This is a genomic window from Streptomyces sp. NPDC001002, from assembly GCF_053599215.1.
Genome location: NZ_JBSFLV010000045.1, coordinates 59971 through 71935, shown reverse-complemented (window position 1 = coordinate 71935; position 11965 = coordinate 59971). Strand labels below are relative to the sequence as shown.

11 protein-coding genes and 1 pseudogene are annotated in these 11965 nt (G+C 71.5%); 9 read left to right on the top strand and 3 right to left on the bottom strand.

All coding sequences use genetic code 11. The annotated features are described in order from the left end of the window. From ACWDR3_RS21770 to ACWDR3_RS21760, 3 genes and pseudogenes are all read right to left on the bottom strand, one after another. Positions 1-443, bottom strand: a pseudogene (locus ACWDR3_RS21770) (glutamine synthetase); the annotation flags it as partial. A gap of 39 nt (positions 444-482) precedes the next feature. Further along, positions 483-1295, bottom strand: a complete 813-nt coding sequence (locus ACWDR3_RS21765; RefSeq protein WP_450354162.1) for an SAM-dependent methyltransferase — start codon at positions 1293-1295, stop codon at positions 483-485. 114 nt (positions 1296-1409) lie between these two features. Beyond that, on the bottom strand, positions 1410-2252 hold the full coding sequence (locus ACWDR3_RS21760; protein WP_450354161.1) for a hypothetical protein: 843 nt from the start codon (positions 2250-2252) through the stop codon (positions 1410-1412). A 309-nt stretch (positions 2253-2561) separates the two neighbouring features. Here ACWDR3_RS21760 and ACWDR3_RS21755 point away from each other — a divergent pair, with 309 nt between their 5' ends. The 9 genes from ACWDR3_RS21755 to ACWDR3_RS21715 all read left to right on the top strand — a co-directional run bounded on the left by ACWDR3_RS21755 (position 2562) and on the right by ACWDR3_RS21715 (position 11927). Beyond that, entirely contained in the window at positions 2562-3998 is a 1437-nt protein-coding gene (locus ACWDR3_RS21755) for a cytochrome P450 (protein ID WP_450354160.1), read from the top strand. Between the two features lie 83 nt (positions 3999-4081). Then, positions 4082-4951, top strand: coding sequence for a Cof-type HAD-IIB family hydrolase (locus ACWDR3_RS21750; protein ID WP_450354159.1), 870 nt, complete (start codon positions 4082-4084; stop codon positions 4949-4951). A gap of 11 nt (positions 4952-4962) precedes the next feature. After that, on the top strand, positions 4963-5649 hold the full coding sequence (locus ACWDR3_RS21745) for a helix-turn-helix domain-containing protein (RefSeq protein WP_450354158.1): 687 nt from the start codon (positions 4963-4965) through the stop codon (positions 5647-5649). Between the two features lie 52 nt (positions 5650-5701). Then, the gene (locus ACWDR3_RS21740) at positions 5702-7039 is read left to right on the top strand and encodes a M24 family metallopeptidase (RefSeq protein ID WP_450354157.1); all 1338 of its coding nucleotides are present in this window, start codon (positions 5702-5704) and stop codon (positions 7037-7039) included. Beyond that, on the top strand, positions 7039-8016 hold the full coding sequence (locus ACWDR3_RS21735; RefSeq protein WP_450354156.1) for a thiamine pyrophosphate-dependent dehydrogenase E1 component subunit alpha: 978 nt from the start codon (positions 7039-7041) through the stop codon (positions 8014-8016). Before ACWDR3_RS21740 ends, ACWDR3_RS21735 begins: the two co-directional genes overlap by 1 nt. After that, a complete protein-coding gene (locus ACWDR3_RS21730) occupies positions 8004-8984 on the top strand; it encodes an alpha-ketoacid dehydrogenase subunit beta (protein ID WP_450354155.1) in 981 nt (326 codons plus the stop codon). The genes ACWDR3_RS21735 and ACWDR3_RS21730 overlap by 13 nt, the downstream gene beginning before the upstream one ends. A gap of 32 nt (positions 8985-9016) precedes the next feature. After that, a complete protein-coding gene (locus ACWDR3_RS21725) occupies positions 9017-10369 on the top strand; it encodes an amidohydrolase family protein (RefSeq protein ID WP_450354154.1) in 1353 nt (450 codons plus the stop codon). Continuing rightward, positions 10366-11241 carry a cupin domain-containing protein gene (locus ACWDR3_RS21720; RefSeq protein WP_450354153.1) on the top strand — a complete coding sequence of 292 codons (876 nt, stop codon included), beginning with the start codon at positions 10366-10368 and terminating at the stop codon, positions 11239-11241. The genes ACWDR3_RS21725 and ACWDR3_RS21720 overlap by 4 nt, the downstream gene beginning before the upstream one ends. Further along, positions 11238-11927: an SDR family NAD(P)-dependent oxidoreductase gene (locus ACWDR3_RS21715; protein WP_450354152.1), complete on the top strand. Its 690-nt coding sequence runs from the start codon at positions 11238-11240 to the stop codon at positions 11925-11927. Before ACWDR3_RS21720 ends, ACWDR3_RS21715 begins: the two co-directional genes overlap by 4 nt. Positions 11928-11965 lie beyond the last annotated feature (38 nt).

The following is an 11965-nucleotide window of genomic DNA, read 5'->3' as shown; positions in this document are numbered from 1 at the left end:
TCTCGTCCGTCGCCACCGCGTTCGCGCGGCTCGGGCTGACCTGGGACGACGCGGTGGTCGTGAGCGCGCACGGGCGTGAGCTGCGGACCGCCGTGGCGGTCCACCGGTGCCCACGCCCAACCGGGCTGCCCGGCCAGGACAGTGAGTCGGTCGAGGTCGGGGTACATGCGCAGATCGCCGTCGGGGGAGCCGAGGACGTCGGTGGTGACGATCGAGTCGTTCGCGAGGAACGTGTCGAACACGGGCGACATGCCCACGCCCCAGGCCGCGGCGGAGGCGAGCTTCGCTGTCGGGACCGTCTTAACCCGGCCGATGCCCGCGGTGTCGACGTAGGCGAGGACGATCCCGTGCACCCCGCCCTCGGCCAGTTCGTCGCTCAGCGCGGTGGCCCGCTCGACGTCGCCCGGGCGTCCGCCGGGGACGGGATCGGCAAGGGTGGTCATACGTTCTCCTCGACGGTTCGGCCGGTGTACTGGCCCGCGTCAGGGTTTCACGGCGATCGCGCCGAACTGCGGTACCACGGCCGGGGAGTCGGCCTCGGGACGCCAGCGCGAGCAGGACACCAGGCCCGGCTCCAGCAGGTCGAGGCCCGCGAAGAAGGAGGCGATGTCCGTGCCGCTGCGGGCGGTGATCGGCGGCGTGGCGTTCTCGTTCCAGAACTTCATCGCCGGGATCTGGCCCTCGCCGCCGAGTTCGGCGTCGAAGGTGGGATGGGTGAGGACCAGGTAGCTGCCGGCGGGGACCGTGGCCATGATCCGCCGGGCGATGTCCCGGGCCTTCTCGGTGTCGAGGACGAAGTTCAGGATGCCGAGCATCATCACGGCGACGGGCTCGGTGAAGTCCAGGGTCCCGGCGGCGCGTTCGAGGATCGCCTCCGGGTCGTGCACGTCGGCGTCGATGTAGTCGATGCCGCCCTGGTCGGTGCCGGTCAGCAGGGTGCGGGCGTGGGCGAGCACGATGGGGTCGTTGTCGACGTAGACGATCCGCGACTCGGGCGCGATCCGCTGGGCGATCTCGTGCGTGTTGTCGGCGGTCGGCAGCCCCGTGCCGATGTCGAGGAACTGCCGTACCCCGCGCTCCTCGGTCAGGAACCGCACCGCCCGGCCCAGGAACCAGCGGTCCGCGCGGGCGATCTCCCGGATGATCGGGAACATCCCGGCGACGTGCTCGCCGACCTGCTGGTCGACCGCGTAGTTGTCCTTGCCGCCGATCCAGTAGTTCCAGACGCGCGCGTTGTGCGCCACAGCGGTGTTGAGCCTGGCCGATCCGCCCGAGGGGGTGTGGCTCTCACTCACGACTCTGCTCCTCCTCGCACCGCCTGCGGCCTTCGTCGCCATTGTGCCGCGCGGTGATCACCGTGTCCCGGGAATCGGGGTGCAGGGGGTTGAGGGGAACAGGGGGGAGCGTTCTCAGTCGTCGTTGCCCGGGTCCGCGGCGGGCGTCTTCCCCGCCAGGACGTCCTTCAGGCGCGGCGTGCCCTCCTTCACGGCCTGCTCGGCGGAGTCGGACTCGTCGCCGTCGAGACCGCCCGCGGTGACGGTGATCGCGTCGTCGCCGACGCGTACGGCCATGACGTCCAGGGTGAGCGTGGTGGCCGTGCCGTTCACGGTGCCCTGCACGGTCACGCGCAGCCCCTGCCGGGCGTCGCCCTCCTTCGGCACGGAGGTCTCGATCACCTGGACCGTCCGCTTCCCGTCCTTGGTGTCCGTCGCGGTGAACTGGTCGCACTTGTCCGGCAGGGTCCCCAGCCAGGTCAGGGAGGCGGCCAGCGGGGCCCGGTCGTAGGCGGCGACCTGGTAGAGGAGACGGGAGTCGCCCTGTTCGAAGCCGGTGAGGGCGGAGGCGCCCGCGGGCTTGCCGAGCAGATCGTCGTCGTAGAGGCCGTCGAGGAGTTTCTGGCAGTCGGCCGCGTTCGTCCTCGCGGTGAGGAAGCCGGCCACGTCGACCTTGCCGACCAGCAGCTTCTCCCGCCAGGTCGCCGCGTCGTCGACCTTCGTCCAGGCGTCCTCGATGTCCGCCTCCGTGATCAGCGCGGCCCGCGCCCCGGCCTCGGTCAGCCGGGCCGGCGCGGCGGACGTCCGCGCGGCGAGCGGGGAGGCGGCGCGGGCCTCGTCGGTGACGGACGAGGCGGCGACGTCCGCAGCGGTGGAGCCGCCGTCGCCGTCGTCCGAGCAGGCCGCGGTGGTCAGCAGCGTGCCCACGGCCAGCGCGGCGGCGCACACACGGACGGGGCGGGACGCACGACGGGTCATGGCGGGTGCCTCCTGGAAGGATCGGGTCTCCCCTCAGCGCACCACCGGGCCCACCGGCCCACCAGCGCACTGGCCCGTACGGGTGACGCCCGAGCGGTCGTCGGCGCAGGTCACCGCGTGCCTCGAACACGTTGCCCGAGCCGTCCGCCGGACCCTGTCGTCCGGTCCGTCAATCCCCGTCCGCCGACGGCGGGTTGGCGACATCACGATCGGCTACCGGTCAGTACCCCCGCTCGGTGACACGTGGGACTTCTGGGGTAACGTCCCCCGCGTCCGCAGGCCGGCGGTGTCGAAGGGGGCGGCTGACGCATGGAGATCCACCTGGTCGACGAAGGGGGCGCGGTGTCCGACCGTCCGCGACTGGAGGCCCTGGCCCGCGAACCCCTGCTGACCCGGGACTACGAGACCCGGCCCGCGCTCGTCTACGAGCGGCTGCGCGACCGGCACGGACCGGTGGCACCGGTCGACCTGCTGGGCGTGCCCGCCTGGCTGGTGCTGGGCTACCGCGAGTCGCTCCAGGTGCTCCAGGACGACGCCGGCTGGCCGAAGGGCCTGGAGAACTGGCGGGCCCGTACGGAGGGCCGGGTGCCCGCCGACTGGCCGCTCGGCCCGTCCCTGGAGGTCAACCACGTACTGATCCAGGGCGGCCCCGGCTACCCGGCGCTGCGCACCGCCTGGGACACCGCGCTGCGGCCCTTCCAGGACCCGCGCAACCCGCAGGCGAAGCGGCTGAAGGCGGCCGTCACCGGTTACGCCGACGAACTGATCAGCCTGCTCGGGCAGGGCGGTGTCACGGGTGCGGCCGACCTGTCCGCCCAGTTCTCCCGGCCGCTCCCGCTGATGGCGGCGAGCCATCTGCTCGGTTTCCCCGGCTCCCAGGGCGACGACGCCCTGATGGACATGTGGCGGGTGCTCGACGCGGGCCCTGACGCGGAACCGGCCCTCGACCGGCTGCTGCACACGCTGAAGGAACTGGCCGCCTCGAAGATCGCGAAGCCCGCGGACGACTTCCCCTCCCACCTGGTGGCCGCCCACCCCGACCTCTCGGTCGACGAGCTGGCCCGTGAGCTGTTCATGCTGCTCGGCATGACCTCCGACCACGTCGGCATCCTCATCTCCAACACCGTGGTCGAGGTCATCTCCGGGGACGCCGACGGCGGGGTGCGCACCGCGCTGTCTGCCGGGATGGTGCGGGAGACCATGAACCGCGTGGTCATGCGCAAGCCCCCGCTGGTCAACTTCGTCCCGAGGTTCGCCGCCGCGGACACCGTGCTCGGCCGGTACACCATCCACGCCGGTGACCCCGTGTGGGTCTCCTCCGCCGCCGCGCACGCCGACCCCCTCTTCGCCGACCGGACGGCACCCGGCACCTCCACCATCAGCAGCCGCGCCCACCTGTCCTGGGGCGCGGGCCGCCGCCAGTGCCCCGCCCGCGAGCTGGCCTCGACGATCGCGGCGGCCGGCGTCGGCCGGCTCTTCGAGCGGTTCTCGCACCTCGAACTCGCCCTCCCCGTCGATCAACTGCCCTGGCGCTCCTCGCCGTTCATGCGCGGCCTGCGCTCCCTGCCGGTCCGCTACGAGCTGTCCGCGCCGGTCACCTCTTACCCGCCGCCGCGCATGGCGGGCGTCTCGCTCACCCAAGACGTATCGGACGCACCGGACGCGTCCGAGGGTCCCGAGCAGAGCGCCAAGCGCCGGTCCTCGCTGTGGCGGTATCTGACCGGACTCATCCGTTCGGGCGGCTGACCTGGGCTTCGACCGGCTCACGTAGGGTGGAAGCGCCGTCCGGAGCGGGCGGCGACGCCGTCCACGCCCACCGGAAGCAGGTCATGTCCTCCGCCCCCGCACACCTCGTCACCGACCTCCCCACCGGCCCCGCGGACATCCGGCTGATCGTCTCCGACATGGACGGCACGCTCCTGGACGACGCCAAGCGGATCCCGCCCGGCCTCTGGGAGACGCTGGCCGAGCTGCGTCGGCGCGGGGTGCTGTTCAGTCCGGCGAGCGGCCGCCAATACGCCACGCTGGCGCGGGAGTTCGCCGAGGTGTCCGAGGGCATGGCGTTCATCGCCGAGAACGGCACCTATGTCGTGCGCGACGGCGTGGAGCTCAGCTCGGACCCGCTGGCACCCGGCGTGGTCGCCGAACTGGTGCGGACGGTACGGCAGTCGGTGGCCGACGGCGTGGACGTAGGAGCCGTGATCTGCGGCAAGCGGTCCGCGTACGTCGAGCGGACCGACGAGGCGTTCCTGGGCGAGGTGCGCAGGTACTACGTCCAGAACCAGGTCGTCGAGGACGCCACCGTGATCGACGACGACGTCCTCAAGGTCGCTCTCTACGACTTCGGCTCCGCCGAGCGGACCACCGCTCCGGCTCTCGCCCCGTTCGCCACGACCCACCAGGTCGTCGTCTCGGGCGAGCACTGGGCCGACGTCATGAACCCCACCGCCAACAAGGGCGCCGCCCTGCGCGGCCTCCAGCGCGAACTGGGCATCACGCCCGCGCAGACCATGGTCTTCGGGGACTACCTCAACGACCTGGAGATGCTCGACGCCGCCGACTGGTCCTTCGCGATGGCCAACGCCCACCCGGACGTCGTCGCCAGGGCCCGCTACATAGCGCCGTCCAACAACGACAACGGAGTTCTGCGCACGATCGCGCGCGTACTGTTCAATGGAGCTGCACACGTTCGGTCCTGAGGGGAGTGGCCGTGTCTCCTGCCGCACCGCCGCCCGTCGGCGCCCGTGTCCGGCGCGCGCGTCTGGCGAGGGGCATGAGCCTGCGCGCCCTGGCACGCGAGATCGGCGTCTCCGCGAGCCTGGTCTCCCAGATCGAGACCGGCAAGAGCCAGCCGTCCGTGGCCACGCTGTACGCCATCACCACGGCGCTCGGGATCTCGCTGGAGTCCCTCTTCGACGGCCATGACGACATCGGTGCGGCCACTCAAGTCCCCGCCTCGGCAACGGCTTCCGCGCTCCCCGGCACCGTCCTGCACGCCCTCGCCGCCTTCGCCGCCGACCCCGGCCGGCGCATCGGCCCGCTGGTCACCCCGGGTGAACGGGAGACGCTGGAGCTGGACTCGGGCGTGGTGTGGGAGCGGCTCGGCCATGTGCCCGGCGTGGACGTCGACTTCCTCCAGGTGACCTACCGGCCCGGCGGCTCCTCCTCCAGCTCGGGCGGCCTCATGCGGCACGCGGGCACCGAGTACGGGTGTCTGACCTCCGGCGAACTCGTCCTGACCCTCGGCTTCGACGAGTACACGCTGGGTCCGGGCGACGCCGTCTGTTTCGAGTCCACGACCCCGCACCGCTACCGCAACGACGGCGCCGAACCGGCCGTGGGCGTCTGGTTCGTGTTCAGCCAAACCGTTCAGCAGCACGGGCCAACTGTTCAGTAACACTTGACACCCGTCGGCCCCGGTCGTTCACTCCGAAGCGGGGGTGGTCGCCATGACGATCCGCACATTCGGACCCAACGCCGTCGACTGGGAAGAGCGCATCGACCTGGACCGGCTCCGCACGGAGCGGCTGTCCCGGCTGCACGACTCGCTGAACCGCTCGTCGCTCGGCGCGGTGCTCAGCTTCGACTTCGCCAACATCCGCTACATGACCGCCACACACATCGGCACCTGGGCGATCGACAAGCTGATCCGCTTCGCCCTATTGGTGCGTGGCGGCGAGCCGATCGTCTGGGACTTCGGCTCCGCCGCCCGCCACCACCAGCTCTACAACCCGTGGCTGGACTACAGCGACGGCAAGGACGGCCCGCCCACCGGCGCCCGCGCCGGCATCTCCACCCTGCGCGGTGCCTTCCACCCGGACGCGGGCATCGCGGAGGACGTGGCCGCGAAGATCGCCGCCGAACTGCGCGAACACGGCCTGGCGGGCGAGCCGTTGGGCATCGACGTGGCCGAGATGCCCGTGCTGGCCGCCTTGCGCGCCGAGGGCATCGACGTCGTCGACGGCCAGCAGGTCTTCCTGGAGGCCCGCCGCACCAAGACCCGCGACGAGATCTCCCTGCTCACCCAGGCCTGCGCGATGGTCGACGCGGCCTACGAGGAGCTGTACGGCTTTCTGCGGCCCGGTGTGCGCGAGAACGAGTGCGTGGGACTCGTCAGCAAAACCCTCTACGACCTCGGCAGCGAGTACGTCGAAGGCGTCAACGCCATCTCGGGAGAACGCTGTTCACCCCACCCGCACGTCTACAGCGACCGCCTGATCCGCCCCGGCGACCCCGCCTTCTTCGACATCCTGCACAGCCACCTCGGCTACCGCACCTGCTACTACCGCACTTTCGCCGTCGGCAGCGCCTCCGGCGCCCAGCGCGACGCGTACGTCCGCTGCCGGGAGTACATGGACCGGGCCATCGCCCTGGTCAGGCCCGGCGCCACCACCGCCGACATCGTCCAAGTCTGGCCGCGCGCCGAGGAGTTCGGGTTCGCCGACGAGACGGCGGCCTTCGCCCTCCAGTACGGCCACGGGGTCGGCCTGTCGATCTGGGAGAAGCCCATCTTCAGCCGGCTCGTCTCCCTCGACCACCCCGAAGTCCTCCAGGAGGGCATGGTGTTCGCCCTGGAGACCTACTGGCCGGCCGCCGACGGCTGGTCCGCGGCCCGGATCGAGGAGGAGTTGGTCGTCACCGCCGACGGCTGCGAGGTCATCACCAAGTTCCCGGCGGAGGAACTGCTGGTCGCGGGCCGCAAGTACTGGACCGTCGGCGGTGAGCTCAACACCCGGCGTGAGGCACAGTCCCACCTCAACACCGGCTTCGCGGACGGGACACGCTGATGGACGCGGCCGAACTCCTCGCCCTCTACGAGCAGATGGCCGTCATCCGGCGTACCGAGAAGGCCGCCCACGACCTGTTCCTGTCCGGCCTGGTCAAGGGCACCACCCATCTCGCCGCCGGACACGAGGCGATCGCGGTCGGCGCGAGTGCCGCTCTGCGCGAGGACGACTACGTCTTCGCGACCTACCGCGGCCACCATCACGCCATGGCCCGGGGCGCCACCCCTGAAGAGTGCCTGGCCGAACTCATGAGCCGGGCCACGGGGTTGTGCGGGGGCAAGGGCGGCTCCATGCACCTCACCAAGGCGTCCACCGGCATGCTCGGCTCCTACGCGATCGTCGGCGCCCACCTCCCGATGGCGGTCGGCGCGGCCTGGTCGGCCCGACTGTGCGGCACCGGACAGCTCGCGGTCGCCTTCTTCGGTGACGGCGCCACCAACATCGGCGCCTTCCACGAGGCCCTCAACCTGGCCGCCGTATGGAAGCTGCCCGTGCTGTTCGTCTGCGAGAACAACCTCTACATGGAGTACACCGCGATCGCCGACGTCACCGCGGTGGCCCGGCCCGCGGCCGACCGGGCGTCCGCCTACGGACTGCCCCGCGAGACCGTCGACGGCAACGACGTCGTCGCCGTCCGCGACACGGTCGCCCGCCTCGCCCGGCGGGCCCGGGCAGGAGACGGGCCCGCCCTCCTTGAGGCCGAGACCTACCGGCACTTCGGGCACAGCCGCGCCGACCCGGCCGCCTACCGACCGGCCGAGGAGGTCGAACGCTGGCTCAAGCACGACCCGTTGGACCTCGCGCGCGGCCGGCTGGTCGAGCTGGGCGTGTCCGAGGAGACGGTCGCCGAGGCCGACGCCCGCGCGCGTGACGTCGTGGAGCGGGCGGTCGAGGCGGCGAAGAACGCGCCCGCGCCGGATCCGCGCGACGCGCTCACCGACGTATGGGCGGACGGAGGTGCGGCATGGCGGACGTGATCACCTACCGGGCGGCCGTCGCCGAGGGCATCGCGCGGGAGATGCGACGGGATCCGGCCGTGGTGTGCCTGGGGGAGGACATCGGGGCGGCGGGCGGGGTGTTCAAGACGACTGCCGGGCTCTTCGAGGAGTTCGGGCCCGAGCGGGTGTGGGACACGCCGATCTCCGAACAGGCCATCGTGGGCGCGGCGATGGGGGCCGCGATGACCGGGATGCGGCCGGTCGCCGAGATCATGTTCTCCGACTTCCTGGCCTGTTGCTGGGACTACCTCGCCAACGAGATACCCAAGGTGCGGTACATGACGGGTGGTCAGGTCACCGTCCCGCTCGTCGTGCGCACCGCCAACGGCGGCGGCCTCGGCTTCGGCGCGCAGCACTCGCAGGCCACCGAGAACTGGGCGTTCACCGTCCCAGGGTTGAAGATCGCGGCACCGGCGACGCCCGCCGACGTCGTCGGCATGATGGCGGCGGCGATCCGCAGCGACGACCCGGTCGTCTTCTTCGAGCACAAGGGGCTGCTCGCGAGCAAGGGAACGCCTCCACCACCCGGTCACGTCGTCGAGTTGGGCCGCGCCGCCGTCGTCCGCGAGGGCGCCGATGTGACCCTGGTCGCCCTCGCCTCCATGGTTCCGGTGGCGCTGACGGCCGCCGAACTCCTCGCGGCCGAGGGCATCGAGGCCGAAGTGGTCGACCTGCGCTGTCTGGTGCCCCTGGACACCACCACCGTCCTCGCCTCCCTGAGCCGGACCTCGCGGCTCGTCACCGTCGAGGAGAACCCGTACCAGGGCGGCTGGGGCGCCACCCTCGTGTCGGTCGTCGCCGACGAGGGGTTCGGCCTGCTGGACGCGCCGGTGCGCCGGGTGGCGGGGGAGTGCGTCCCGCTGCCGTTCGCGGACGCGCTGGAGGAGCGGGTCATCCCCACCGTCGACAAGGTCGTGGCGGCGGTCCGCCACCTCGCCGCCTACTGAGAAAACCCCGACCTTCCCTGGGAGGAAGCGCGATGACCGATCGACTGCTCCTGCGCGCGGGCCACATCGTCTCCATGGACCCCGCCATCGGGGACCTGCCCGAGGGGGACATCCTGATCGAGGACGGCCAAATCACCGCCGTGCAGCGGGAGATCAGCGCCGACGCCGAGATGCTCGACATGACCGGCCGCATCCTGATCCCCGGTTTCGTCGACACCCACCGGCACACCTGGGAGGCCTCGATCCGGGGCGTCGCCCCCGACGCCACGCTGGACGACTATTTCGTCGACATCCTCGACACCTTCGCCCCGCTCTACACCCCCGACGACGTGTACGCGGCCAACCTCGCCGGCACCCTGGAGTGCCTCAACGCGGGCATCACGACCCTCGTCGACTGGTCCCACATCAACAACACCCCCGAGCATCCGGACGCCGCGATCGAGGCGCTCACGGAGACCGGCATCCGCGCCCAGTACGCGTACGGCAGCGCCAACACCTCCCTCGCCGACTACTGGTTCGAGAGCAAGATCGCCATCCCCGGGGACGACGTCCGCCGCATCCGTGCCGCCCACTTCCCGTCCGACGACGGCCTGTTGACCATGGGCCTGGCCACCCGCGGCCCCGGCTTCTGCGTCAACGACGTCGTCACCGCCGAATGGGCCCTGGCCCGCGAGCTCGACATCCCGATCACCGTGCACGTGGCGATGGGCCGCCTGGCAGGGCGCTACGGCATGGTCCAACAGCTCCACGGACTCGGGCTGTTGGGCCCGGACACGACCTACGTCCACTGCTGCTACCTCAGCGAGGAGGAGTGGCGGATGGTCGCCGACAGCGGCGGTACGGTCTCCATCGCGCCGCAGGTGGAGACGCAGATGGGGCACGGCTGGCCGCCGGTGATGAAGGCGATCGAGTACGGGCTGCGGCCCTCGCTGAGCATCGACGTCGTGACCACCGTGCCCGGCGACATGTTCACCCAGATCCGCGCGGCCTTCGGTGCCGAGCGGGCGCGCGTCAACGCCGCGAGCTGGCAGGCCGATGTGCCGGTACCCGACACGATGTTGACGGCGCGTCAGATGCTGGAGGCGGCGACGCTGAGCGGCGCGCATGTCGCGGGCCTCGAACACCGCACCGGTTCCCTGACTCCCGGCAAGCGCGCCGACGTCGTCGCGATCGACGCCACCGCGCTGAACGTCGCCCCGCTGCACGACGCGGTCACCGCGGTGACCCTGTCGGCCGACGTGTCCAACGTCGAGACCGTCATCGTCGACGGCGTGGTCCACAAGCGCGACGGAAAGCTCACGGCCGACGTCGCCCGCGCCCGCAGGCTCGTCGAGGAGTCCCGTGACCGCCTCCTCGCGGCGAAGGAGGCGAAGCGGACCGCATGACCAGGCATCTCGTGCGCAGGGCCGCCGACCTGCCCGAACTCCCTTACGACGCCCACGGATACCGGCGACGCGCACTGGTCGGCGAGGACGACGGGAGCGTCCACACCGGCTTCGGCGTCTGCCAACTCCGGCCGGACGGCGGGGTGTCGGCGCATGTGCACTCGTACGAGGAGAGCTTCCACGTGCTCGACGGGACCGTGATCCTGGACGTGCCCGAGAGCTCGTACCTCCTCGAAGAGGGCGACTACGGGCTCCTGCCGACCGGTGTCCCGCACGCCTGGCGCGGCGCCGGGGACACGGTCGCACGCTGGGCCGACATGCTGGCCCCGGTCCCGCGGGCGCGCTACGGCCACGACACCCGGCCCGTGCCCGCGCTGCCCGCCCGCGACCCCGTCCGCATCGACGTCCGCGACCCGCGCACCCGTTCCTTCGGCCACTTCGAACCGGCGCAGATGGACCCGGGCAAGCAGTCCCAGGACCTCCTCGCGGTCTCCGCCAGCATGCGAACCGCCCTGCTCGTCTACAGCGGCATCACGGTGAAGATGTTGGTCGACGGCGAACTCGGCGCGGTCGCCTCGACGATGTTCATGGTGCAGTACGCGCCCGACGGGATCGCCGGCAGCCACGACCACCCCTTCGAGGAGACGTACCTGTTCCTGGAGGGCGAGGCGGAGGCGGTCTTCGACGGCGAGCGGTACCGGCTCGGGCCCGGCGACTGCGCCTGGGCGGGCGCCGGTTGCGTGCACGGCTTCGCCAACTCGGGCCAGGGGCCGCTGCGTTGGCTGGAGACCCAGGCACCGCAGCCGCCGTCCCGCCACTCCTACCGTTTCACCCGTGACTGGGACTACCTGAAGGAGATCCTGGATCCATGAGCAGTGTTCTGGTCGTCGGCGGCACGTCCGGGATCGGCCGCGAGTTCGCCCGGGTCCGCGCGGAGCGGGGCGACGAGGTCGTCCTCACCGGCCGTGACACCCACCGCGCCGGCACGGTCGCCAAGGAGATCGGCGCCCGCGGCCTCGCGCTCGACCTGGCCCAACCGGAGGGGATCGCGGGCGCGTTGGCCGACGTCAGACACGTCGACCACCTCGTCCTCGCCGGTGTCTCCCGCGACGAGAACCGGGTCACCGATTACGACATCGCCGCCGCCCTGCACCTCGTCACGCTCAAACTCGTCGGCTACACCGAGGTCGTGCACGTGATGCGCCCGCGCATGGACGACGAGGGCGCGATCGTCCTCTTCGGCGGCCAGGCGAAGGAACGCCCCTACCCCGGCGCGACGACCGTGGCGACCGTCAACGCGGGGATACGGGGCCTGGTGCACACCCTCGCCGTCGAACTCGCCCCGATCCGCGTCAACGCCGTCCACCCGGGTGTCGTGGGAGACAGCCCCTACTGGCGGGCGAAGCCGGAGGAGGTCCTGGCCGGTCCGCGCGCCGCGACCCCGACCGGTCGACTGGCCACGTTGGCCGACGTGGTGGACGCCACGGACTTCCTGCTGCGCAACCGGTCGGTCAACGCGGTGGAGTTGAGCGTGGACGGGGGTTGGCTGTTGGGGTGAGCACCTGAGGTCACCCCAACAGGACGGGCCACCCAGCA